This window comes from Lactobacillus sp. ESL0261 (genome assembly GCF_003693025.1).
GTDB lineage: Bacteria > Bacillota > Bacilli > Lactobacillales > Lactobacillaceae > Lactobacillus > Lactobacillus kullabergensis.
This window is the reverse complement of the sequence record NZ_REHN01000013.1, coordinates 103,772-129,789: the sequence shown is the minus strand read 5'-3', so window position 1 is coordinate 129,789 and position 26,018 is coordinate 103,772. Positions and strand designations below refer to the sequence as shown.

Here is a 26,018-nt window from a genome sequence, read left to right as displayed (position 1 = left end):
ATATAGTATATGGTCATAAATCAATAAAATCAAGATGAGGAAAGTTAGTATACTACAATAAAAATACGACAGAAGAAAAAGAAGAACATACTGAATTCAGGAAAATTCAGTATGTTCTTGTTTATTTTAATTTGATAACTTTATAGAAATGATTTTCTTAGTAGTCTGTCAAAAATATTATTTTATAAGATATTTTTCCTTAGTTGGCTGTAATTACAAATGGAATAATTAACCATCCACCAGATTCATAACCCGGCTCGCCCAAAAATTTACCTTCATAATTCACAGTCATATATCCTTTGTATCCGACTGGTAACTTAGAAAGATCCCATTCTACAGTTTTACCATCAGCTAAAATCGTACCAGGATTTTTCCAATCGCTTAAATAGTTTGAAACATAATAATCCTTATCTTCATCGTTTGCTATGCGAATAGGCATGTTGCTACTATCTATATCTTTAAAATTATAAGTTGCAGTAATATAAGGTCTTAATTGAGAAACTTCTATTTGCGGATTAAATATTGTTTGATAGTAAGCTGTAACATAAGTTGGGAGTTTAGTATCAGTTTTTAAAGGAGAAAAGTCTGTGACACCATTATATGAAATACCTAAATTCTTTAATTTAGGTTTGTTGCTTAGAGCACTAATATCATAAATACTACACATTTCCATGTAGACATCAGTTAATTTATTAAGGTTCTTTAAAGCACTAATATCTTGTAAGTGACTGTGCCAATATGCTGTTCCAAAGAAATTAATGTTTGAATCAATATCAGGGGAAAGATCAAGCACTTCTAGATTTGTTGCATACTGCAGTCCCTCTAACGATTCGATGTTAAGGGCAGCAGAATAGTAATCTTGGTGGGTGCGTTCATAATCACCAGTTAACCTTAATGTGGTCAACTGAGATAAATCCTGTTTATTAATTTTTTGCATGAATTTAGGTGAATCTTTGGAATAAAGATTGTAAGCAACTATACGTTGCAAATTTTTATCAGGCATCCAGGAATCAACCGATTCACTTGCTTTAGTAGCAACTTTTGGCTTTTGGTTTTGAGTTTGTTTAGGAAGCATATGATTGCTTTCTTTTTTCAAGCTTTTTCCATTAATTAAAACTGTGTTATTTTCTGAGCTTTTATCAGGAGTCTGATTCAAGCCAACAACTTGCTTCTTGTCAGTTGCTTTGATGTTCAAACTACTTGCTGCTAATGTGCTGCCTGATACACTGTCAGCTTTAACTGCATGTGGGCCACCAACAGCAACTAATGCTAGGGCAGTGGCAATTAAACCACTAAATAGCATTTGCTTGCTATGTTTATTCATATTTTAAACCTTTCTAATTTCGAAATAGCATTAATTATTTACACATATATTGTATAGCTATATTATGGCAAATGTAAAGTGAAATTAAATATATATTAATGGCAATTATAAAAAATTCCATGTAACTTTTTATGTCTCATGGAAAATTTTTATGTTCAAATAATGAACTTTTTAAATTAATTAGTTTTTCTTGCGGTTGAACCAAGCAGCACCTAGAGTAGTGGCTAAGGCTAGGCTACCCAAAGCGAGTATAGCTAGATTATTCATTCTATTTGAACCAGTTTGCGTTAAATTTTCACCTTTTTGGCTACTTATTTTTTCATTGTTATTTTCAGTTGCATATTTAACATTATCAGTATTTTTTTCATTAGCATTATTATTGTTAAAAGCTGTTTTACCTTTAATTTTGTGAACTTTAAAGTTCTGATTGCGAATTGACTTAATCGAATGTTTATTGAGTTTGGTAAAACCTTTTGAAGTATTTTTATTCTTACTATTTTTATTCTTTGAAGTTTTTTTACCAGAACTCTTAAGTTTATTCTTATTCGGTTTCTTTGTTAATTTCTTGTTGTGACTCTTATGCTTGTTCTTTTTGGAAGTAGAAGTGCTATTCGGGTTGTTTATGTTGTCGCTGGAGTTGGAACCATTGCTAGAGTTATTATTACTCTGATTGCTACCAGAACTGCTACCCGAGGTACTACCAGAGCCACTATTAGAACCGCTACCTGAGGTACTCCCAGGATTGTTACCAGAACCGCTACCTGGAGTACTCCCAGGATTGTTACCAGAACCGCTACCTGGAGTACTCCCAGGATTGTTACCAGAATCGCTACCTGGAGTACTCCCTGGATTGTCACCAGAGCCGCTACCCGGAGTACTCCCTGGATTGTCACCAGAGCCGCTACCCGGAGTACTCCCTGGATTGTCACCAGAGCCGCTACCCGGAGTACTCCCTGGATTGTCACCGGAATCGCTACCTGAAGTACTCCCTGGATTGTTACCATTCTTCTTATAAGTAAAGACAATATCTGAATTTGGTTCATCAAAAGTTGTTGTGACTGCACCATTTCCGGTCACTTCTTTGCCATTAACCAAATATAGAGTATAACCAGGCACATTACTTTCAGGTGTGACAGTAATTTGATCACCAAAAAGGCCAGTTACTTCATGATCGTAAGTTTTTCCGTTGGTATCTGTTAAAGTTTCATTTTTATCATCGATATAATGTACTTTAATAGTTTCAGAGTTGGGACTATAAATGAAAATAACGGTCTGCGGTGTATTTCCAAAAGTTACATTTGCTTTGTCAGGATCAGTTGTAGATTCAGGGACATTTGTTGAATTAGGATCAGTAATAATCTTTTTAGATTTAATAGTATAACCCTTAATTGAAGTAGCAGCAGTTATCGTTGAAGTGTCACCCATAAAACCGCTTATTTCTTGATCTGGTTTGCTAGAAATTTGTTTTAAGTCGCCATTCTTATCTTGATAACGATATTGAACAGCAATAGATTGCGCTTTATCATGTGAATATGAAAAAATAACAGTTTGTGGATCAGAAGAGAATTTTAAATTATTGGGGTTTCCTTCAGTCTGGTTATTCACAGAAACTTGATAAAGCGTATAATTAGGAATTTTTCTAGCATTAATTGGATCTGTTTGATTATCGCCATTATTACCATATTGGTAGTCTGTAGGGGAAATAATTTTGGTTGGATCATCTTTGTCAACATACTTAATAGTAATGGAACAAGGATTTGGTACTTTGGTAATATTTACATATGTATCACTATCTTGACTGCTATCATAATTGGACATAAAATCTTCTGCTGTCCAATTGTGTGTTTTTGCAGGCAAAATGCCATTGCCCATGTTAATCCAATTGCCCTCAGTGCCAAAATAGAGATTGTCATTAACATTATCATTATTTTTTATTATATTTTTTCTACCTAAAATAAGAGTTTGGAGACCATCCAAACTTTGTAGCATTGCCAAACGGCCTGAGATATTCGAACTTTGCTTAAGGTTTGACATATCAAAGGAACTAATATCTAATTTCTTTAAGCTTCTACAATCATCAAACATAAAACTCATATCATATACATTAGAAGTATTGAAACTGGATACGTTAATACTTGTCATACTTGCACAATTTTCAAACATGCTATGCATATCAGAAACATTAGAAGTATCAAAATTTGATAAATCTAGACTTGTTAAGGATGTACACCAATAAAACATGTCGCTCATATCGCCTACATTAGAAGTATCAAAGCTAGATAGATCAAGTTTACTTAAACTCGAACAACCATCAAACATATGACTCATAATTATTCCACCTTTAATAGCGGTTTTGGCAGTAGTATTAAAATGACTTAGGTCAATACTTGATAGGTGTCTGCAGTCTTTAAACATTGACTGAAATGTTGTTACATTAGAGGTATCAAAGCTAGATAAGTTTAGATTAGTTAAATAAGTACAACCATCAAACATATTTGTCATAGTCTTAACATTACTTGTATTGAAAGAACTTAGATCTAAAGTTGTAAATTTTGGATTAGAGCAGTATTGAAACATGTTATCTAATTCTTTTACATTGGCAGTGTTAAAATGTGAAAGATCTAAACCAGTTAAACCACTGCAGCCATTAAACATGCCTGTCATGTCTGTTATGTGAGAAGTATCAAGGTTAGACAAGTCTATACTTGTTAAACTTTTACATGCTTTAAAAAAGTTTTTCAGGGATGTGATATTAGAAGTGTTTAAATGGGTAATATCTAAATTATTCAAGGAAGTACAATTTTCAAATAAGCCTTCCATATTAGTGACATGAGAAGTGTCAAATTTGGTTAAATCAGAACCGACTAGTTTTAAGTCAGTAAGTTTTTCGTTGTAAAAAAACATGTTTGCCATGTCTGTTACATTAGAGGTGTCAAAATTTGAAACATCTAGTGTTGTTAAAGCGGTAGCACCAAACATTTTATTCATATTAGTAACTTTACTAGTATTAAATTTAGAAACGTCTAACTTAGTTACATTAGCACCGTAAAACATTTGTTCCATATTAGTAACTTTTGAGGTATCAAAACTTGATAAATTTAGTGATGATACACCAATTCTAGAAAACATGTTTGCCATATTTGTTACATTAGAAGTGCTGAAATGTGAAACATCTATATTTGAAGCTCTAGAATGGTCGAACATATGTTCCATATCAGTAACATTACTAGTATCGAATTTAGAAACATCAATATTCTTAGCAGCACAGTTGTAGAACATATATGACATATCAGTAATATTTGCAGTTTTAAATTTATCAATATCAAACTTGATGTTGGTCAAAGAATCGCAGTTACTAAACATATGTGATATATCGTTTACATTTGATGTATCAAAGCTGGATATGTCTAAACTTTGCAAATTTCGGCAACTATCAAACATATAAGACATGTTAGTTACATTTGTAGTTATGACTTGGTCAAGCCCGTCAATTGAAGTTAAATTAGTAAGATTTTGAAATAAACTGTTTGCTGAACCGATAATTTTTATTGGACCATCTATCACAATGTGTTCAATATCATAAACGTTCATTTTAGTCATAGTACGAGCAATACTAATATCATGGTTATCACTATTATCAAGTGTGCCACCATGAATAGTAAGTACATTATTATCATAATTTAAATTAACGTTTAAACTGTTCCAGACCATTGAATCGGAATTTTCAGATTCTCTTTTGGCTTTAGAAACATCAAAACTGTGATCAGTTTTTTCATCAGAAGATAAGTTTGTAGTATTTTCAAACTCGGATGTATTGTCCTCTGTTCTATTCTGTGCAGAATCAGTATTCTGTTCATTAGCTTGAGTACTTGAATCTTCTTGATTCTGTTCAATCCCTGAATTTTCATCTGTATTTTGATTAAACTTATTTTCAGGTACTGCACTTTTAGTTTCTGTTTCAGGTCGAACAGTTTGATAGTTAATTTTGGTTTTAACGGCAGTTCTTTTAGCTTTCTTAAAAGTTGAATGATTATTATTAGCAGTGGCGGCTTTTATTACCTTGGGTTTGCTGGTGACTAAGCCTAAAGCAGCAGCAGCTAAACTGCTAAATAACAGTTTTTCACCTTGTTTATGTTTATTCATGCGTATACCTCTTCTATATTAAGCAGCAATTTAAATCTAGTATATGTTTAAGTTTGAATATAATCCATCGACGTATTGTTAATATATTAAATGCAAAAAACGCACTCTACAGATGCTTTTACTATAAAAGTACGTTTTTATCCTTAATTGATATTATTCATTTTTTCTACGATCTAACCAGGCAGCTCCCAAAGCACCAATTAGAGCTAATCCTCCTAAAGTGAACATTGCAAGATTTGAATATTTGTTTGTGCCAGTTTTTGGCATGGTCTTGATATTCTTGTTCATCTTCGTAGTATAATTAGATTTTCTGTTGGTTACAGGTTTATGAGTTTTTTGTTTACTGCCTTTGTTCTTAGACATGTTTTTATTATTGTTTTTAACGATTTTTTTCTTTGGCTTTTTACCAACAGGTATTGCTGTAGGCTTATTATCATCTGGTGTAATAGTATTTGTTCCAGCGTTATTCTCTTTTTTACTATAAATATATATTACACTTTGTGGAAATGTATTGAAGAATCCGGTAGCATTTTCCGGTCTTGTCTTAAGAGTATACCCAGAAACTTGCTCTGCACCTGTTGTGTAGCCATCACCTACATAACCGTTTAATACCTTATCAGGAGCCAAGGTGTTTCCATATTCGTCCTGGTAATGGACGGTTATTGCTGCTGCTTTGACTTTACCGGTTGTATGACTATTGTCGGGATTCTTAGTGTAAACCAAAGTAACTTCTTGCGGCTTGTTGGTAAAAGTGCCGCTGACATTTGTCGATTTGCTTTTATCCAGAGTGTAACCTGTCAAGTTGCTGTATTCCGGTGCAGAAGCATCGAACGGATCACCATAATAGCCACTGGCATAATCACGATCAGGAGCAATTGTCTTTCCGCTTTCATCATGATAATGAATGGTTATCGTTTTGCCTTCGTTACGTGTGTAAACTAAAGTAACTTCTTGCGGCTTGTCTGTAAAAGTGCCGCTGACATTTGTCGATTTGCTTTTATCCAGAGTATAACCTGTCAAGTTGCTGTATTCCGATGCAGAAGCATCGAACGGATCACCATAATAGCCACTGGCATAATCACGATCAGGAGCAATTGTCTTTCCGCTTTCATCATGATAATGAATGGTTATCGTTTTGCCTTCGTTACGTGTGTAAACTAAAGTAACTTCTTGCGGCTTGTCGGTAAAAGTGCCGCTGACATTTGTCGATTTGCTTTTATCCAGAGTATAACCTGTCAAGTCACTGTATTCCGATGCAGAAGCATCGAACGGATCACCATAATAGCCACTGGCATAATCACGATCAGGAGCAATTTTCTTTCCGCTTTCATCTTGATAATGAATGGTTATCTTTTTGCCTTCGTTACGTGTGTAAACTAAAGTAACATCTTGAGGTTCGGTAGAAAATTTACCTTGAAGATTTTTAGAGTCTTCTTTATCAAAAGTATATTTTTTATTCAGCTCGTCAGGAAGCACAGTATAATCGGTATTTTTGTCACCATAATTAATGACATTAAACGGATCACCAATATTGCCATTAGGAAGTGTTATATCATTAGTAATAGGATCATTAGGATGAGACTTATCCACATAATGAATTGTTACGGTTCCAGCTACTTTTTTCTTATAATATAAATTAACTTCTTGCGGTTTATCCGAAAATTGTTCAGTAAGATTAGTAGAATTATCTTTGTCAAATGTATATTTTTTATTCAGCTCGTCAGGAAGCGCAGTATATTTAGTGACATCAAACGGTTCATCAATATTGCCGTCATTAATGACTTTGTCAGCAATTATTTTTGTGGTTTTATCAGATTCATCTAAGTAATGAATTGTTATGGGTCCACCAGTAAATCTTTGGTAGGTATCATGTTCTGTATCGCCTTGATAATTTTTCATTAAATCAGCAGAATTCCATGAATAAGTACCTTTTTGAAGTGGATAAGTATCACTATAATCGACACCCATATTGATCCAGGTTCCTGGAACAACAAGTCCTACATTATTTTTTTCACCCTTGCTTAAGACGTTAGTTGGACCTAGAACAAGAGTATTGAGAGAAGTTAAATTGCCGTTATGATCAGGAGAATCACCCAGCATGCCTGTAAGAGTGGAAATTTTAGACATATTAAGACCTGAGATGTCTAAGTAATTAAGTCTAGTACAACCAGAAAACATATAAGATGAGTCTCTTATTGGTTTTTTAAAAGTTTTTGGTAAAATTAATTTTTCAAGTCCATAACAGATGTAAAACATGAAACTTGTATTTGTTACATTCGAAAAGTTAAGCTTGTCAAATCCTGGAAGTGAAGTTAAACTACTGCAGCCACTAAACATTTTGCTTACGTCAGTTACATGAGAAAAATCAAGTTCATCGAATCCTGAAATTGAAGTTAAACTACCACAACCTTCGAACATACCTTTAGCAGACTGCACCTGATTTAGGCCTAAATTATTTATTCCCTCAATAGACTTAAGACTTATAAAATCACCAACAAAGTTGTCAATATCATGAGTAACCTTTATTTTGCCTAGAATTTTTAAGTATCTTACGCTGTGTGCTGGCAAATGAGTATAATTGCCATCATCAAATGACGCTTGAGAAAGCGGCGATCCAAATGGACTTGTGGTGTATTCCTGACCATCTCCGAGAGTGAGTGTTCCACCACTTTCATAGGTAAATGGGATATTACGCCATTTACCTGAATTAGTAGTAGTTTTCGTAGCTTCTTCCGGTCTAAACTTACCGCTATTCATGTCCTGTTTAACAGTTGACTTTGATTTATCTTCTGTATTATTGATCTGATTAGAACTAGCTAAAGAAGGATCATTATTATTTGGTGTGGAATTAACATTTTGATTTGTTAAATCATTGTCAGTATCGTCAAAATTTTGACTCTCTGCATTATGAGCCTCAGGAGCTGATTCCTCAGCCGCCTGCGCCTGCAAAAATTCTGTTTTTTCTGCGCGTGGATTGTGGGCAGTTTTATAATTAATTTTAGTTTTAATGGTTTTTCTGTTAGCCTTTTTAGTTGCTAAATTACTGTTTCCATTATATGCAGCTTTAGCAATTTGAGGCTTGGCATTGACTAAACCCAAGGCAGTAGCGGCTATGCTGCCGATTAATATCTTTTCCTTTTGCTTAGTACTATTATTACCTGTGTTCATATTAAATTCCTCTTCTAAATTGCATAACACTATATCTTTAGTATATTTATGTGCAGCACAAAAATCAAGATTCAGCCAAATAATATATTATTGCTTATTTTAAAAAATCATCATAATAAAAAGCGCATATTCAAGATAAATTTGAATATGCGCTTTTATATATAAAGTTAAACTACACTGTTTATATTATTTCTAACCTAATCAGTAATTTCAAATGGATAAATCAGGTAGCCACCAGCACCCGAGTTACCTTTGAAGTTGATAGTCATATATCCTTTGTATCCAACAGGAAGACCCGAAAGATCCCAGACAACGTGTTGACCATCAGCAGTTACTTGTCCTGCATTGTCCTTCCATTTGCTGAGATATGCTGAAGCAAAATGATCCTCATTATCATCATTGGCGATCCTGATAGTCATTTGGCTGCCATCCACATCGATAAAAGGTGGGTAAGTTACCGTAATATATGGTGTTTTTTGTGAAACTCCGAGTGTATTATAAGCACCAGCTTGATAGTAAGCACTTAGAATGCCATTTTTACGAAGGTTTTCATCAGAACCTAAAGGTGAGAAGTCTGTAATAGCATTATATGAAATCGAGCAATCATACAATTTTGGTTTATTAGCCAATGCAGAAATGTCCCTAATTTGACATTGTTGTAATACTACACTACTCAAATTGTTTAAATCTTTTAATGCACTTATATCATAAAGAGTGCTGTAAGCTAGTGCAGTTCCATAATACCTTAGGTTAAGATCAATGCTTGGTGATAAATTAATTGACTCTAATTTAGTTGCATATTGTAAGCCTTCTAAAGATTGAATATTCATGTAAGCTAAATAGTAATACGGATCTTCTTCAGCATGGTTAACATCCAAGTTAAGACTGGTCATGTTAGCCAAGTCGTCTTTAGTAACTTTAGCTACACCAGTTTCTGAATCATCAGAATATAAGCTGTAAGCAATAACTTTTTGCAAGTTTTGATCTGGCATCCAGTCATCAATTGATTCGCTTTCTTTAGTAGTCACTTTAGCTGGTGCGCTAGTTGTATTAGCTTGAGTTTGGGTGTTAATTTTACCAGATTCTTCATCTTTGTTCACATCAGTATTGGATTCTGCAACGTTGTTGCTAGGCTTGTCTTTAGTAGCTTTATAATCAGCTTTTTTATTAAATGAAACAAAACCTGTCTTGTCATTAGCAGTTTTTGTATTCAAGTTTTGCGCAGCCAGTGTGCTTCCAGATACACTGTCAGCCTTAACTGCATGTGGGCCACCAACAGCTAGTGCCAGTGCAGCAGCAGTAATTCCACTAAATAGCAATTTCTTGCTTTGTTTACTTAGTTCTATGTGTTTATTCATCAATTTTACCTCTTAAATTATTAACCAATAACAATTTACACTATCATTGTATATCCATAATATAATAATCGCAACAGGAAACAACTATACTTTAATTAAAATTGTATATAAAAAGCACTCCATAAGCACATTTATAGAGCGCTGATTTTTAATGTTTGCTTTTTCTATTGTAATAAATAATAGCTAATCCTAAAATACTGAATAATGATATTAAACCCAATAATAACAGCCATAATTGCCAGCCTTTTATTGCTTTAGCACTAGGTTGGCGAACGTCTTTTTTCTTATTAACTAGTGATTGTAACTTCCTATTAAGATGAGGTTTTTGACTATGTTTATATTTTTGCGATTTCTCTTCTTTAACGGTGTTTTTACTACTTAAGATATTTTTAGTATAAATATAGGTTAGCTCCTGCGGCTTTTGCTTGAGCGTAATCACAGTTGTATCTAAACCAGTATCAATATGTGAACCATTAAAGTCTTTAAGTTTAACAGTATATCCTGGTAGTTTTAAGGCCGGAGCAGTTTGCTGATCATTAACAAAGCCACTTAGAATTTCATCTGGGGCAACTTTTTTGCCAGCAGTATCTTGATAATGAACAATCACATTTGAAACTTTTTCCCTATTATAATAGAAGGTAATTTCTTGCGGTTGATTGTTAAGTACAATAGCTACGCTTCCCGGATGGTGTGAAATACCATTGTGGTCAATTTGATAATGACTCGGTGTATAGCCAGAAATATCCTGTGGCTGAATTATTTTTTGTTCACTAAAGACGCCGCTAATTGTGCTTTCAGGAGCGATTGGTTTACCAGTTTCATCTTGAAAATGGACAGTGATATCTGCTGCCTTGTTACGTGTATAAATTAAAATGACTTCTTGTGGTTGAGCGGTAATAGTAGCAGTGACAGAGCCCTGACTAATTGGCGACGTAGTACCATTAACCGCTTTGGAACTAATTGAATAACCAGTAAATGTCGGAATAGTAATAGTGCTGCTGGTATTAACACTACCATATAGTTTTTGCTGACACGCAATGGTATTATCTGCATCATCTTTAAAGTGAATAGTAATAGGCTGCCCGCTGACAATCCTAAATGGAATAATGTACCAGCCTGAAATTATTGGCTCTTGTGCCGAATTCCTACTGTGGAACTTAACGGTCATTGCTGCACTATCATCTGACTGTAATCCTGAAAGATCCCATGTTACGGTTTGTTTACCATTGACTTGACCGACATGATCACTCCAATTGCTGGAATATTGCTTGACTGGATATTTAGAACTAAGGTGCTTACCAGTCTCAACCTTAAGTGTCATGTTTTTGCCATTAAAATCAAGCAGCTGATAGGGGCCGGATGTATAAGAAGTAGTCCCTGCAGTTAGGTGAGTTGGCTCTGCCAAAATTATCTGTTTTCTTAGCTTTAGACTGCCGCTTTCAATTAATTGCTTATTCGATTTTAATGGTGAAAAATCAGTAATTGCATTATATGAAAGATTTAGTTGAACCAATTGTGGTTTATTTGCCAAGGCAGATATATCATGCAAGTTGCACATTTCCAAATTAATATTGGTTAATTTATGCAAATTTTGCAAAGCAGAAATATCCGCTAAAGTTGAATTAAGAACAGCTCGGTGGCACCAATCATTGTTTAACTGACAGTCAGGAGCCAGATTTATTTTGACCAGATTAGTTGCGTATTCTAATCCAGTGAGTGATTTAAGTCGCAAACGCAAGCGATATTCGGCAGGAGAAATAGCATATTTCCGTTTGCCATGAACAACAGGCATTTCGCTTGGTGCGATTAAGCTAAGTTCTGTCAGATTGGCAAGACTTTCTTTGGTAATTTGTTTAATTGGTTGACCTAAATTAGCGGCCACGATTTTTTGTAAAACTTTATCTGGCATCCAACTGTCGAGTCTGTTGGAATTTGAGACAGAATTTTGCAGTTTAAATGCAGGCTCAATTGTATCATTCAAGTCGCTTGATTCTCGGGTTTTAGTCGTCATTTAGTCACCATCTTCTTTACTAATCCAAATAGCAGTATATTTGATGCTGAGAGCGCTTACTTAGAACTTACAATAGCAATTGTAATGCTTAAATGAAATTCCTTTTTAAAATTTAACTATCTAGTTTGTATGTAAAAGTAACCGCAGCCAAACATTATTCTCATGATATTGTGTTACCCTCAGTATAGCATGGATTAATAAAGATGACTATTTCGAAATTGGTAACTTTACTACCAGTATATAGTTAAACTTGTAATCGCTATTTCAAAAACCAGATGTGAATAAGTCGCCAGCCTATGGCGAGGACAAAAACAACGTTAAAGATAATAATTACTGTTCTGATGAAAGTCATATTTTGATAAAATTTTGGTTTAGCATTTGCGCGGACTTGAACAGCCTTGTTAATTGCCTTGTGCTGTTTACTGTCTTTCGAAGATACTTGATGTTCTTTTTTACTATGCTTTGGCTTAGCAGTCAATTCGCTAAGAGTTAAATTATGCTGACTTGCTTTCATTTTGCTGATCAAGTCGCCCTGTGCAACTGTACGGTGTTGACCGTAACCGTATTTGGAAGTGTTAAAGTCTGAACATGTAATTAGTGTAATCATACTCTTATCCTGCACATTGTTTTCAACTTCAACTTGAGTTGGTTTGATGGCAAAAGACATCCTTTTAATTTTATATACATAAATATGATGCAAATCTGTGACATAGATGAGGTCACCAGGGTGTGCCAGATGTAAATTATCCAAAACTGCAGGACCATAAGACCCCATATAGTGTCCTGCAAGCACATAATTATTAGCGCCGCCCATGACGCGATCGGGCAGACAGGTAACGACACCGTATTCTAAGTTCTGGTTTTGATCGCCATAACCGGCAAAAAGGGGGTTATGAATGTTAACAGCAGGAATAGCAATGCGGCCAATAGCGTATGCCTTAATTTGCTTGGCTCTAAGGACGCTGGCTGCACTAACTGATTTGGTTTTGCTGGCATCATAACTTGTTTTGCGTTTTTTATTTCTATCTGCTTTCTTTTGTGTTAAAGTGGTATTTGCTTTTTCCGCATTTTGCTGAACTACATAGGAGTTGCCAAAACCGGAGCCGAAAAAGATTAAAGTTACGCCCAGATAAAAAAGGGCACCTAAAAGTAACACTCGAATAGTAGACCATATTTGCTGTTTTGAAGATTTTGCTTGCTTTTTACTTGCCATTTGATCCCTTTTCTTTAAACTACTATTAGTCTTCTGCTACTATTTAAGTATAAATTTGCGTAAAGTACAATTATTTATCTCGAATTGAAACACTTAAAAAAAATAATCAAATAAGTATTGAAATCGCTTTAATACTGATTTATAATATCAGCTGTAAGTAGACGTGTTACTGACTTGATCAGGCATTACCTATGAACAATACTTTTTTGGTACTGTTTGTAGGTTTTTTTATTGGAAAGGAAGTAGTTGAATTGAAATTTGTTAAAAATTTTAACAACAACGCTGCCTTGGTGTCTGATAAGGCTGGAGTAGATTGGGTGGTGATTGGCAACGGGATTGGCTTTGGCAAAAAAGTCGGTGATCCCATTGATGAGGACAAAATTTCACGCCGTTTTGTAGCTGTCGAAAAAAATATTAAATTGGTTGACAGTGTAAGAGATATTGATCAGCGGACTTTGAAGTTGACAACTGAAGTGATTAGCATGGCCAGTCAAAAATTACAGATCACTTTTTCTGATTATGAATTTTTGGTTTTGGCTGATCACATTGATTTTATGTTAACCCGTGCTACAGGAAATATTGAATTAGGTCAAGATACGCTTGGCTGGGAAATGAAAAAAATATTTCCTAAGGAATATGGCACAGCTCAAGAAGCCTTAAGGTTAATGAAGGAAAAAACTAAGCTTGACTTTCCTCAAAGTGAGGCAGCTTATCTGACATATCACTTCATTAATGCAGGTTCTGGTCAAACAAAGCTGCAGGATACAATTAAAATTACTAAACTGATTAAGGGAGTAATTGATATTATCCAGTATCAATACGGAATGCAGCTGGATACTGAATCGTTTAACTTCAACAGGTTCATGACACATTTACGTGCTTTTATGGTAAGGCATATGTGTGGTGAAAGCGACCAGGATTCTGGCAGTGAGCTTGATCATTCCTTAATTGAATTAATGAAAGTCAAGTACAAAAAGGCTTATGATACTGTCCAAAAAATCGGCACGTACTTATACAAGCGGGCAGGCTGGCAATTGCAGCCTGACGATCAGGTATATTTAACTCTTCATGTCTGGCGGGTAACGCATAGACAAAAAGATGCTCAATCGCAGAAGAATTAAATTTACTATATTTTAATAATTTATAAGTTTAAACGGTGTGTTACTGTTTACAGGCATTAACCCGAGAACTTCAGGTGAAAATCTCACAATAAATTAGTGAGGTGCTTTCTTGAGGCCCTCGGGTTTTGATATTTAGGAGGAAAAAATGGCTTACGAGGATCTAAGTCGTGAAATTATCGCTGATGTTGGCGGTAAAGATAATGTGATCAGTGTTGTTTACTGTACTACGCGCTTACGTTTTAAATTAAAAGATATGAAAAAGGCTGATGATGACAAATTAAAGGCCACTGATGGCGTAATTTCTGTTGTGAAATCGGGCGGTCAGTACCAAGTTGTGATTGGCAATAATGTCGCTGATGTTTATGACACGCTGGTTAAAGTAGGCGGCTTTTCTGGTGGCGGCAGCGTGCCCGATGATTATGAAGATACTAGCAACATGAGTTTAGCAGATAAGTTTATTGATTTAATCTCTGGCATTTTCAATCCGATTTTAGGGCCAATGTGCGCTGCCGGTATGATCAAGGGCTTTAATGCTATGTTCTTAGCTTTTGGCTGGGAAGCACAAACTTCTGGTACTTACATTATTTTGAATGCCATTGGTGACAGTTTATTCTACTTCCTGCCAGTTATTTTAGGAATTTCAGCAGCTAAAAAGTTCGGCATGAACGGCTATCTGGGTGCAACAATTGGTGCTGCACTTTGCTATCCTTCAATTGTCGCAATGGCCAGCAGTAAAACCACTTTGTTTACTGTATTTAAGGGTACTATTCTCCAAGCACCAATTCACATGACTTTTTTGGGAATTCCGGTAATTTCGATGAACTATACTTCATCAGTCATTCCAATTATCCTGTCAATTTGGTTTGCTTCTAAAGTACAAAAGTTGGCTAAAAAGATTATTCCTGATGTTGTCAAAACTTTCTTAGTGCCATTTATGGTTTTACTAATTACTATTCCTGTTACCTTTATTGTCATTGGTCCTGTTGCTACCTGGTTAGGTAACGCTATTGCAGCTGCTGTCAGTGCTGTTTACCACTTCAGCCCAATTGTTGCCGGCATTTTAATGGGAGCATTCTGGCAAGTATTTGTTATCTTTGGCGTTCACTGGGGCTTTGTGGCAGTTATGATGACCAATATTGCTGCTTTAGGTTATGATCCAATTTTAGGCTTATCTTTAGCAGCTTCATTTGCTCAAACAGGCGTTGTTTTAGCAATTATTTTCCAAACTAAAGATGAAAAAACCCGCAGTATTGCAATTCCAGCCTTTGTTTCTGGTATCTTTGGGGTTACTGAACCGGCTATTTATGGTGTCACCCTTGAAAGAAAGAAGCCTTTCATTTTAAGCTGTATTGCCTCTGCAATTGGGGCCGGCATCATTGGCTTCTTCCAAGTAAAAGTATTCCAGATGGCCGGAATGGGAATCTTCTCAATTCCAGACGCTATTGGTAAAAATGGTATTGATACTGGCGTTTACGGTTTGATTTTAGCGATGGCGATAGCTGCAGTTTTAGGCTTTGCTTTCCAAATGCTATTTGGTAAAAACAGTGTTGATGCACCAATAACTGAACAAACTGCCTTAGCGACAGCTACAAATGCAGGTACAGATAATGCTGCAACAAACAATTCTGCAAGTTCCGCAAATGTTAAACCAGAAGTTTCATATAATAAGGAAGAAAAATTGGTAGCTCCGTTAAATGGACAGGTTGTGCCATTAAGCGAAGTTAAAGATGAAGTCTTTTCCAGTGGCTCAATGGGCAAAGGTGTTGCGATTGAACCACGAGAAGGCAAAGTTTGTTCACCCCTTGATGGTGAAGTGGTAATGGTTTTCCCTACCGGCCACGCAATCGGACTTAAATCAACTAATGGCGCAGAAGTAATGATTCATATTGGTATGGATACTGTTGAGCTTGATGGCAAAGGCTTTACTACTTTAGTTAAAAAAGGTCAGAGTATCAAAAAAGGTGAGCCTCTTATTAAATTTGACCTTGAAGCTATTAAAAAAGCTGGCTTTGAAACTACAACACCAGTAATTGTTACTAATTCTAATAATTACCATGAAGTTAATGTAGTTGCGGATGGTACAATAACCATTGGGGATGCATTATTAGACTTGAAATAACGAAAGGAGACAATAATGACCACAAATAATTTTCCTAAAGGATTTTTATGGGGCGGTGCTACTGCCGCCAATCAATTAGAGGGTGCTTACCAAGAGGGAGGTAAAGGTTTATCTTTACCAGATGTTATGCCTGGCGGTAAGGACCGAATGAAAATCATTGCTTCACCTGATTTTGATTTTAAGATTAATTCAGATTACGTTTATCCTAACCACATTGGTATTGATCACTATCATCATTATAAAGAAGACATTGCACTTTTTGCCGAAATGGGCTTTAAGTGCTACCGCTTTTCAATTGCCTGGTCCAGAATTTTTCCTAATGGGGATGAAGAAACTCCTAATGAAGAGGGACTTAAGTTTTATGACTCACTAATTGATGAATGCTTAAAGCATGATATTGAGCCTGTAATTACTATTTCTCACTATGAATTACCTCTTCATTTAATTACTGAATATGGGAGCTGGAAGAATAAGAAGTTAATTGACTTCTATGAACGTTTTGCCCGCACCGTTTTAACTCGCTACCAAGACAAGGTTAAGTACTGGATGACTTTCAACGAAATTAACAGTGCTGCTCACTTTCCAATAATGAGTCAAGGCTTAACGACAAGTAATGGCGCTGACGATAAGAAAAATATTTACCAGTCATGGCATAACCAATTTGTTGCTAGTGCAAAAGCTGTTAAAATTGGTCATGAACTTAATCCTGATATGAAAATTGGCTGCATGATTTTATATGCTACCACTTACAGCTATGATTCAAATCCTAAGAACCAATTGGCTACCTTGCAGGATAATCAGGCTAATAACTTCTTCTGTGCCGATGTTCAAGTAAGAGGACATTACCCTGCTTATACTAAGAGCTTGTTGGCTCGTCAAGGTGTGCAATTATCTGACATTGATTACACAGATGGTGAATTGGCATTGCTAGCTCAATACCCAGTTGACTATATTGGTTTTAGCTACTACATGTCATCTGTAGTTGATGTTACTCATGAAAACCAAGAAACTGCTAACGGCAACTTAATGGGCGGCGTTAAGAACCCATTCTTAAAGAGCAGCGACTGGGGCTGGCAAATTGATCCCACAGGATTAAGAATTGCCTTAAACCAATTGTCCGATCGTTACCAAAAACCTGTTTTTGTTGTTGAAAACGGTCTGGGTGCAGTAGACAAACCTGACGAAAATCATTATGTGGCTGATGATTACCGAATTGATTACTTGCGTGAACATATCGAAGCTATTTCCCAGGCAATAGACGATGGCGTTGATGTTATGGGTTATACTCCTTGGGGTTGTATTGATTTAGTCAGTGCCTCAACTGGTGAAATGTCGAAACGTTACGGTTTTATCTATGTTGATGAAGATGATGAAGGCCACGGAACCTTTAAGCGCTACAAGAAAAAGTCTTTTGACTGGTACAAGAAGGTTATTTCCACTAACGGTGCTGATTTAGGGTAAATCTTGGCAAAGATAAGACTCGGCTCATGTGAGCAAAATAAACAAGAAAAAGCGTGCTTAAAAGCACGCTTTTTTGCTATGTCAATTTCTATTGCAATTTTTTCAAAACATTGATTGCTATAAACTAATTAGTCATAGTTAGGCTGCATAGATTATATAAATCACCTTTTTGCTTCATTAATTCCTCATAAGAACCTTCTTCAGTAATAGTGCCATCTTTCATAAAAATTATCGCATCATATTTTTGTAATAAGTTGGGATTCAATTTATGTGTTACCACAATTGATGTTAAATCGTTTATCTCTAAAATGGCATTTTCAATTGCAGTAGTATTTTTTTGATCTAAAGATGACGTTGCTTCATCCATTAACAAGATAGGTGTTTTTCTAATTAATGCTCGCGCTATAGAAATTCTCTGCTTTTGGCCACCAGATAAATCTTTGCCATTTTCGCCAACATTCAGATCAACGCCCTTAGAATTACCGTCTACTAGCTTTCTTAAACCAGCCTTATTTATAGCATAATTCAGTTCTTTATCTGTAAAAGATTTGCCTAGCATTATATTATACGCAAGAGAATTATCGAAAATATAAACGTCCTGTTGGACAATATTTATTAGTTTATAAAGCGATGACAAATTAATGTTATTGATATTTACGTTATCTATACTGATGTTGCCATCCTTAGTCAATTTGTAATATCTCATTAGTAACTTTAATAATGTTGTTTTACCGCTGCCAGACATACCTACAAGCGCGTATTTTTTGCCTTTTTCTATTCGTAAGTTGATGTGTGAAAGTACTGTTTTTTCCACTTCACCATGCTGGGGATAGGAAAAACTAACGTTGGTCAATTTGATCTCATTTTCAAATCTGTTCAATTTCAAATAGTTGCTGTTATCTTTTACCGGATTATGCACTTTCTCCAGCAACTGATTCAGAGTTTTGCTGGCGGCTAAACCAGCCTTTTTGTTATTCATTTCCAGACCCAATTTGCTTAGTGGCATTACAATAAAATTAACTAATTGCACAATTGCTGTAACTCCGCCAATACTGGTGTTTCCATTAATTACCATAAACATTCCGAGTCCGTATGCAACCAGAAAAACTAAATATCCAGAGAAATTTGAAATTGATACCGAAATATTATTAAGTTCTGACAGGGAAAACTCGCTATCAGCTCGTTTATCGTTACCGTTCTGAAATTCTTTGCTAATTTGCTTTTCAATATTAAAGCTTTTAATTACTAAAAAGCCTGAAAATGCGTCTTTTACCTTGGAGACATAGGCATTTTGTTGCGTCAAAGCCAGATTCTGCTTTGCCTGCATTTTTCCACCCAACAAACTCATAACAATAATTGGCACTAAACTTACTATTAGCACTGCTATTGACAGCTGCCAGTTAATCATAAACATCCCTATAATCGAGAAAAGCAATAATGACGAGTCAGACACAATACTAAAGAAAGATTTGATATATTTTTCCTCAATTGTCGAGACAGTATTGGTCATTGTTGCTAAAAAATCTCCGGTACTATTGTTGCTGAATTCATTTAGGTCACTTGCAATAATTTCATTAAAAATATGCCTGCGATATTTTTTACTAAAATTATTAACAAACCTATTTTTGGTTAGTTCACTGGTAAAAACAGCAGCTGCCAAAAATATACATACTAATAAACAAACAAATATAGCATTTTTTAATTCATAAACATTCCTGGCAATCCCTGAGTCAATTAATCTTTTTAACACCAAAGCAAGCAATAAGTTTATAAACGGATAGACTATTCCCGAAAAAAAGAGCGCAAGATAATAATTTGACTTATCATATTTTTTGTAATTTTCCATTAATATAAACATCCTTTCTATTCTAAAAAACATAAGTAAAAGTATCTAATTATTTTAAATTCTTCTACGTCTTCTCACTATACGCTAAACATTTTATAATCGAAAGAACTATTTTAAAATAAAGCTATATTTTTTAAAATTATAAAATAATAGTTATTTTGATAGTTCTGCGTGAAAAAATTATAGAAAGATTTTTTTAAAATAGGCAGGTCAAGTTAGTATTAATTTGAAGGATATTAAGCATAGAAAAAAGCATTTCATTATAAATACAGAAAAAAATAGTTTTTACGATTCACAAAGGATTGTTTATATTCTGTCTTAATGAGAACATCTGATCTGGAGTATTTAAATAGATACAGGAGGAAAATAATGAAGGGAAAAATTTATGCTAAGGCGCAACAAGTTGGCAAGACATTCATGTTGCCAATTTCGTTGCTTCCGATAGCGGGATTATTTCTAGGATTGGGTGCTTCTTTTACCGGTCCGACTTTTATAAAGTTGTATCATTTGGAAAGTATTTTATCGCCGGGGATGCCGTTAAACAGGTTTTTAAGCATTTTAAATGACTGTGGCTCTGTAGTCTTTGACAATCTAGGCTTGCTATTTGCTGTCTCTATAGCGTTGGGAATGGCAAAAAGTGAAAAAGGGGTCGCTGCGCTTTCTGCGGTTGTAGGCTACTTTTTAATGTACGCTTCCTTAACCAGTTCAATTAAAAATCTCAGAAATTTAAATCAGCTCAAACAAGTTAATGGCTTAATTACAAATGTATTGGGTTTTAACAACACAATGAACCTGGGAGTATTCGGGGGAATTATTATTGGGTTGATAGTCGTATGGCTACACAATAAGTACTACAATATTAAACTGCCAGATGTAATTTCATTTTTTGGCGGGACTCACTTTCCGCCAATAGCCGCCGCGGTTTCTGGCGTAATAATAGGAATTTTGCTTTCATATATTTGGCCTTATTTTGCTGCTGGAATTTCTGCTTTGGGCTTCTTTATTGCTAAATCAGGAGTAGTTGGTTCCTTTCTATACGGATTAATCTACAGAATGTTGATACCCTTTGGTTTACACCACATTTTCTACTTGCCATTTTGGCAAACAGCGGTAGGTGGAACGGCTGTTGTTGCTGGTCATACCGTGCAAGGTGCCCAAAATATTGTCTTTGCACAATTAGCTGCCGGCGGGAAAATTTCGTATGAAGCTGCCAGATTCTTTTCATTTCAGTTCCCAGAAATGATTTTTGGCTTGCCAGCTGCTGCCCTTGCAATGTACTCTGTAGCTCGTAAAGATAAAAGGAGTGAAATTAAAGGACTTTTAGTATCTTCTGCAGTAACTTCCATTTTAACTGGAATTACCGAACCACTTGAATTTACTATTTTATTTGCTTCACCATTTTTGTATTTTGGCGTTCACTGTGTACTTTTTGCTTTTTCTGCAGTCTTTGTAACATTGCTAAAAGTAGGAGTAGGCTTTACCTTTTCCGGTGGCTTAATAGACTTTATTCTTTATGGTGTGTTACCCGGAAATGCCAGAACTAATTGGGTTCCAATCATCTTCTTAGGTATTGCTTATTTCGTTGTTTACTATTTCTTGTTTAGATTTGTAATTACTAAGTTCGATCTCAATACGCCTGGTCGTAAAGATGATACTACTTTAAAAACCAAGAAAGATTATGTTGATAATAAGAAATTTACTGCTCTAACTAAAGATGAGCAAGTAGCTTATGAAATAGTAGCAGCTCTTGGCGGAACTGATAATTTAGTGAATGTTGACAACTGTGCCACAAGGCTGCGGGTGACAGTTAAAGACGGCAATTTAGTAGATAAAGAAACCTTAACCTCAACGGGAGCAGCCGGAACAGTAGTTAACGGTGCGTCTGTCCAGGTAATTTATGGCACTACTGTCGGCAACATTAAAACAAATGTAATGGATCTGATTAATAGCGGCAAAGCACCAAAAACTGTTGCAAATTCTGTTAAGCCAGCAAATAGTTCGAAGTTAGATTCAGAGGATAAAAAAGTTCAAAAGTCAGTTGAAACGGGTCCGAGTCAAAAAATTGCATTGTTTGCACCTGCTGATGGACAGCTGGAATCATTGCAAACCTTAAATGATGGGGTCTTTTCCAAAGAGATGGTAGGTAAAGGCTTTGCGATCTTACCAGAAAATGACAATATTTATGCTCCAGTTAATGGCACTATAACAACAATTTTTCCGACTAAACATGCAATTGGCATAAAAGATGAAAATGGCATTGAGTATCTTTTGCATATGGGATTAGATACTGTTGAACTTAAGGGCAAAGGCTTTAAGATTCTTTGCTCTGAAAAAGAACAAGTCCATCAGGGTGACAAGCTGGCAGAGATGCATATAACAGAAATTAAATCTGCTGGAAAGGCAACTGATGTTATCTTTGTAGCTACTCTGTCTGACCGATTATTAGATGTCAAAATTGCTGATAATGATAGAGTTACTGCTAATGATCAAGTAGCCGAGTTGTTGGTTAAAAAATAAACAGCTATAATGCCAGATTTCTATGTTAGAACATATTGCTTCAGCCAATTGCTGCAAGTAAAAAAGCCAAGCTTTTCGTTTAGAAAGCCTGGTTTTTTTTACTCAAAAATTAAATTGATGGCAAATTTGAAATAGGGTTTAGTTGCCAATTTGCTTACGCTATATTTATTCACATTTTATTTTTACTGTCATAGATTCAACAAAAAATCGACTTTTTGTGGACAATACAATTGTGCATTGTCTACTTATGCAGAATCGTCTACTAACATTTTTTGCATATTTCAACAAAAAATTAAACAAGCTGTGCCTTTTTATCTATGATGCCACTATAGTGATGCCCACTTACCATTGTGAAAATGATTAAATAAATGTGAAAATGATTAAATAAATTTTTATTCTCTTTAAGCAGCCAAACTATCTGTTGTCTATCATAAACAGCTATTCCATGATTATTAAGTATAGTGACAATTTCTATTAAATCTTTTGCTTGAATATTTCCTAATTCTAATTGAATAACTTTTTTATTCACAGTCAAATTTAGTTTAAAAAAGTCTGGGTTAAAATCAAGTGGACTGATTCGAACTTTTTTACGATATGTAATTTCAGCATTAGTGATATTCTCGAATAAATATGATTTTGTATATATTTTTTTGATATGTAACAGCTGCATAAGTTTCATTGCATCATTTGAACTATAACTCACTACAGTAATTCCATTTTTATCGATCAGCCAATATCCACTAAAACATGTTGGTAAAGTAATAAAAATTCCTGCCAAAATTGTGAATCCCAGTACCCACCATGGTTGATAGCCAAATCCAGTCATAAATAATGACACTAAAATGACTAAAATTATTCCTGTGATTACATGCAGAATGTTTACTTTATGTCCAACAGTCACACTTTTATTGGAGTTAGTAAAACCTGAATTATTTGAAGGATAGAGTTGTTGTCCTTCAATCATTTCTTCGTTTGACTTCATGATATTTACACTTTCACAACTTAGCAGTAACTGCTTTATTTTCATTTAATTATACTACGTCTTTGCTTTAGAAAACGCCTTTCTTGGCAGCAACGGAAAATTTTTGCTTTTTGTTGATCCCTAGACTATAGGAGTGTCTTAATCAAATTGATAATAAAAAGCTGGTTACCAGTGAATGCTGGAACCGGCTTCTTTTTATACTAAATTGCCACCTGTCTTTTCTTGCACAGTTTTTTGCAACTGCTTACTAAATTCAGTCATGCCGATTAAGGCAAACTCTTCTATTTGCCTTGCGCAATTATCCAGATAAACTTGTTTAGGATCAAAATGATAGTTAATAATGTTCTCCAAAAATAATAGAACCATCTTATTAAAGCAGGTTAGTGGCTGGGTGTGAATCTCATGGGATTTTTCCACCAATTGCTTGGCTTCCTGGTACTTGCTTTTTTCCAGACACATACTAATCATATTGATTAATATTCCCAACACTATAAATTGTATATCGTCATTATCACTATCTTTAAATTGCTGAAAAATTTTGTTAGTAATGATCATATCACTGTCAAAATCATAAAAAACCATGCAGTTCAGGAAAATTTTGATAGTTTTCCAGTCGAAATTCTCTTCATTAAAGAATTTATTTTTAAGTTGCTGGATTTCTGCAGCACTCAATTTTTCTCTATTACCATCTATAATAGCTAAGATTGAGTTCACACTTAGCATTAAATCATTTTTACTGGTAAGCTGGCTACCTGCGATAGTCTGTTTGATTTCTTTTAGGCGCTTAATATCAAAATTATAATAAGCGTCTGTCATTTGGGCAACAATCTTCTTTTTGAGATTATCTTCACTTTCAGCCTGGTAATCAAGTTGCTTAAAAAAAGTAGCAATTTTCACGTGATTTTGCCGTAATAGTTCAATTAGGTCTGCCGCTGAAATACGGGTCAGATCTTTTTCTACTTTAGAATAAAAAGAGGGGCTGATAACGTCGCCAATCCATGCACGTTGAGTTTTCCCAGCTTCTAAACGGTATTGTCTAAGTAATGCACCGATAGTCATAATTTAACCTCATTAATATTTTTTGTTTCATATATGACACTTTTTTATTTTCAATTTTAGCTCAAGTACAATTGAAAAAGAAGAAAGTTAAACGGGAGAAAAAATTATGACCATCTTTTTTAAAAATAAAGAATATCGCAAGTTTTCAATTGCCAGCATTTTATCTAGTGCTGGAGATATTTTATTCTATTTAGCGCTGATGACTTATGCCAGTCGGCTCAAAAATTATTCGCTGGCCTTATCATTAATCGCCATTTCAGAGTCAGTTCCCCGGCTGTTTTCCAGTGTTGGTGGCTATCTAGCTGACCGGACACAGAATAAATTTCAAAAAATAGTCTGGATGGCTATGATCAGAGGTGCGCTTTATCTACTGGTTGGTTTTCTTTTTAGCCAAAATATTGCCGGTTGGAATTTAGTAATAATGGTGATTATCATCAACTTTATTTCTGATACAGCCGGAACTTATTCTGGCGGACTGACCACACCACTAATTATTAGTCTGGTTAAAAAAGATGAGATTGCTGAAGCTGAAGGTTTTACTAGCGGTGTTTCGCAAGTAATCACTTTGATTAGTCAGTTTGTTGGATCAGGACTTTTGTTATTCATGTCATATTCTGCGCTGGCTGTAATTAACGGCCTGACTTTCGTTGTGGCAGGGTTGATCTATTGCAATATTGCCAGGAGTAAACGAAAAAAGGGCATTTCAACTGTCACACAAGAAGTCGATGATCGTGGCTTTTGGTCCACCTTGGTTTTAGCATTAAAGCAAGTTAAAAAGGCTAGTGGCTTAATTACTACCGTACTGGTAATCGCCATTTTAAACGGAGTTCTCAGCACGATCGAGCCTCTGATTTCTATTGTAATCGCGGGCAATCGCCAGGTGATGGTCATTGGAACCTATAGTTTTACAATCGCGTTAATCGGCGCTATGGCAGGAATAGGCGCTGCCTTAGGCAGTATTTTTGGTACTAATCTATTTAAAAATGTTAGCCTTTATATCATCATTATGTTAGCCAATATTGCTGGAGCAAGTGTCATAATTGCTATTTTAAGCAAACAAATCTGGTTCTGTTTAATAACCTACTGTATCTTAGGCTTTTTTGCGGGAACTGCTACGCCAAAATTGACGCAGTGGATGGTAGGTGCAGTTGATCATAAAATTTTGGCATCTTCCATTGGCCTGATCAATACGATTTTATTAATTGCCAGTCCCTTAATGACAACTGCTTTTACCACCTTATCAGCGGTGACAAACGTGCAGTATTCTCTTCTAGGATTATTAATCGTCAGTATTTTGCTCTTTGTAATTACCTTATTGGTGATGAGAAAATCTGCACAAAAAGGAAAATAAACAGCCCATTTAGCTGGTAAATTTGCAGTTGCTTTTTGCCAGCATTTTTCTAAGCCAGATATAAAAAGCCACCAAGATAATGGTGTGAATCTCAAAATTAGAACATTTTATGGTTGTTAACTGAGAACTAATTGCCCTTATTTGATCGGAGTTAGTTCTTTTAGTTTGGTCTTAATTTGATAATTATGCCAAAGCTGATAGATTATAATTTTATCTTGTTTAGCTAATTTAGACATAAAAAAGCCCCAAAAGTTGGATAATTTTTGAGGTTCAGTACAGTTTTTGTTTTTTAAAAAAATTGAACTTAAATTTTTCAAATTTTTTCATATTAGCTTCGTCTAATCT

General features: G+C 35.0%; 14 protein-coding genes. 5 read left to right on the top strand and 9 right to left on the bottom strand.

All coding sequences use genetic code 11. The features are described 5' to 3' along the window. Nucleotides 1-199 precede the first annotated feature (199 nt). The 6 genes from F5ESL0261_RS09340 to F5ESL0261_RS09315 form a co-directional block, all read right to left on the bottom strand. Nucleotides 200-1,324 carry a hypothetical protein gene (locus F5ESL0261_RS09340; RefSeq protein WP_122053031.1) on the bottom strand — a complete coding sequence of 375 codons (1,125 nt, stop codon included), beginning with the start codon at nucleotides 1,322-1,324 and terminating at the stop codon, nucleotides 200-202. A 180-nt stretch (nucleotides 1,325-1,504) separates the two neighbouring features. Continuing rightward, nucleotides 1,505-5,467: a BspA family leucine-rich repeat surface protein gene (locus F5ESL0261_RS09335; protein WP_122053030.1), complete on the bottom strand. Its 3,963-nt coding sequence runs from the start codon at nucleotides 5,465-5,467 to the stop codon at nucleotides 1,505-1,507. 153 nt (nucleotides 5,468-5,620) lie between these two features. Then, nucleotides 5,621-8,635: a MucBP domain-containing protein gene (locus tag F5ESL0261_RS09330; RefSeq protein ID WP_122053029.1), complete on the bottom strand. Its 3,015-nt coding sequence runs from the start codon at nucleotides 8,633-8,635 to the stop codon at nucleotides 5,621-5,623. A 197-nt stretch (nucleotides 8,636-8,832) separates the two neighbouring features. Then, nucleotides 8,833-9,993, bottom strand: coding sequence for a hypothetical protein (locus tag F5ESL0261_RS09325; protein ID WP_122053028.1), 1,161 nt, complete (start codon nucleotides 9,991-9,993; stop codon nucleotides 8,833-8,835). Between the two features lie 148 nt (nucleotides 9,994-10,141). Continuing rightward, a complete protein-coding gene (locus F5ESL0261_RS09320) occupies nucleotides 10,142-12,004 on the bottom strand; it encodes a MucBP domain-containing protein (protein WP_122053027.1) in 1,863 nt (620 codons plus the stop codon). A 259-nt stretch (nucleotides 12,005-12,263) separates the two neighbouring features. Further along, on the bottom strand, nucleotides 12,264-13,217 hold the full coding sequence (locus F5ESL0261_RS09315; RefSeq protein WP_122053026.1) for a class A sortase: 954 nt from the start codon (nucleotides 13,215-13,217) through the stop codon (nucleotides 12,264-12,266). A 251-nt stretch (nucleotides 13,218-13,468) separates the two neighbouring features. Here F5ESL0261_RS09315 and F5ESL0261_RS09310 point away from each other — a divergent pair, with 251 nt between their 5' ends. From F5ESL0261_RS09310 to F5ESL0261_RS09300, 3 genes are all read left to right on the top strand, one after another. Further along, nucleotides 13,469-14,338, top strand: a complete 870-nt coding sequence (locus F5ESL0261_RS09310; RefSeq protein WP_122053039.1) for a PRD domain-containing protein — start codon at nucleotides 13,469-13,471, stop codon at nucleotides 14,336-14,338. 145 nt (nucleotides 14,339-14,483) lie between these two features. Next, nucleotides 14,484-16,457, top strand: coding sequence for a beta-glucoside-specific PTS transporter subunit IIABC (locus F5ESL0261_RS09305; RefSeq protein ID WP_122053025.1), 1,974 nt, complete (start codon nucleotides 14,484-14,486; stop codon nucleotides 16,455-16,457). A 15-nt stretch (nucleotides 16,458-16,472) separates the two neighbouring features. Continuing rightward, entirely contained in the window at nucleotides 16,473-17,918 is a 1,446-nt protein-coding gene (locus tag F5ESL0261_RS09300) for a glycoside hydrolase family 1 protein (RefSeq protein WP_122053024.1), read from the top strand. A 124-nt stretch (nucleotides 17,919-18,042) separates the two neighbouring features. On the opposite strand, the gene F5ESL0261_RS09295 is transcribed toward F5ESL0261_RS09300, so the two are convergent. Next, nucleotides 18,043-19,764: an ABC transporter ATP-binding protein gene (locus F5ESL0261_RS09295; protein ID WP_158595218.1), complete on the bottom strand. Its 1,722-nt coding sequence runs from the start codon at nucleotides 19,762-19,764 to the stop codon at nucleotides 18,043-18,045. Nucleotides 19,765-20,133: 369 nt separating this feature from the next. Here F5ESL0261_RS09295 and F5ESL0261_RS09290 point away from each other — a divergent pair, with 369 nt between their 5' ends. Next, nucleotides 20,134-22,281 carry a PTS transporter subunit IIABC gene (locus F5ESL0261_RS09290; RefSeq protein WP_122053022.1) on the top strand — a complete coding sequence of 716 codons (2,148 nt, stop codon included), beginning with the start codon at nucleotides 20,134-20,136 and terminating at the stop codon, nucleotides 22,279-22,281. 292 nt (nucleotides 22,282-22,573) lie between these two features. Here the strand turns inward: F5ESL0261_RS09290 and F5ESL0261_RS09285 are convergent, their stop codons facing one another. After that, the gene (locus tag F5ESL0261_RS09285; protein ID WP_187160352.1) at nucleotides 22,574-23,263 is read right to left on the bottom strand and encodes a hypothetical protein; all 690 of its coding nucleotides are present in this window, start codon (nucleotides 23,261-23,263) and stop codon (nucleotides 22,574-22,576) included. Nucleotides 23,264-23,458: 195 nt separating this feature from the next. Beyond that, complete coding sequence (locus F5ESL0261_RS09280) at nucleotides 23,459-24,322, bottom strand: helix-turn-helix domain-containing protein (RefSeq protein WP_122053021.1); 864 nt, start codon at nucleotides 24,320-24,322, stop codon at nucleotides 23,459-23,461. 106 nt (nucleotides 24,323-24,428) lie between these two features. Between F5ESL0261_RS09280 and F5ESL0261_RS09275 the strand changes: the two genes are divergently transcribed. After that, nucleotides 24,429-25,673, top strand: coding sequence for an MFS transporter (locus F5ESL0261_RS09275; RefSeq protein ID WP_122053020.1), 1,245 nt, complete (start codon nucleotides 24,429-24,431; stop codon nucleotides 25,671-25,673). Nucleotides 25,674-26,018: the final 345 nt, after the last annotated feature.

Excerpts from the sequence above, each read along its gene's own strand:
- F5ESL0261_RS09280 (WP_122053021.1), bottom strand. The coding sequence starts at position 24,322 with ATGACTATCGGTGCATTACTTAGACAATACCGTTTAGAAGCTGGGAAA.
- F5ESL0261_RS09320 (WP_122053027.1), bottom strand. The coding sequence starts at position 12,004 with ATGACGACTAAAACCCGAGAATCAAGCGACTTGAATGATACAATTGAG.
- F5ESL0261_RS09275 (WP_122053020.1), top strand. The coding sequence starts at position 24,429 with ATGACCATCTTTTTTAAAAATAAAGAATATCGCAAGTTTTCAATTGCC.
- F5ESL0261_RS09300 (WP_122053024.1), top strand. The coding sequence starts at position 16,473 with ATGACCACAAATAATTTTCCTAAAGGATTTTTATGGGGCGGTGCTACT.
- F5ESL0261_RS09305 (WP_122053025.1), top strand. The coding sequence starts at position 14,484 with ATGGCTTACGAGGATCTAAGTCGTGAAATTATCGCTGATGTTGGCGGT.
- F5ESL0261_RS09340 (WP_122053031.1), bottom strand. The coding sequence starts at position 1,324 with ATGAATAAACATAGCAAGCAAATGCTATTTAGTGGTTTAATTGCCACT.
- F5ESL0261_RS09325 (WP_122053028.1), bottom strand. The coding sequence starts at position 9,993 with ATGAATAAACACATAGAACTAAGTAAACAAAGCAAGAAATTGCTATTT.
- F5ESL0261_RS09330 (WP_122053029.1), bottom strand. The coding sequence starts at position 8,635 with ATGAACACAGGTAATAATAGTACTAAGCAAAAGGAAAAGATATTAATC.
- F5ESL0261_RS09295 (WP_158595218.1), bottom strand. The coding sequence starts at position 19,764 with ATGGAAAATTACAAAAAATATGATAAGTCAAATTATTATCTTGCGCTC.
- F5ESL0261_RS09315 (WP_122053026.1), bottom strand. The coding sequence starts at position 13,217 with ATGGCAAGTAAAAAGCAAGCAAAATCTTCAAAACAGCAAATATGGTCT.
- F5ESL0261_RS09335 (WP_122053030.1), bottom strand. The coding sequence starts at position 5,467 with ATGAATAAACATAAACAAGGTGAAAAACTGTTATTTAGCAGTTTAGCT.
- F5ESL0261_RS09285 (WP_187160352.1), bottom strand. The coding sequence starts at position 23,263 with ATGAAGTCAAACGAAGAAATGATTGAAGGACAACAACTCTATCCTTCA.
- F5ESL0261_RS09290 (WP_122053022.1), top strand. The coding sequence starts at position 20,134 with ATGAAGGGAAAAATTTATGCTAAGGCGCAACAAGTTGGCAAGACATTC.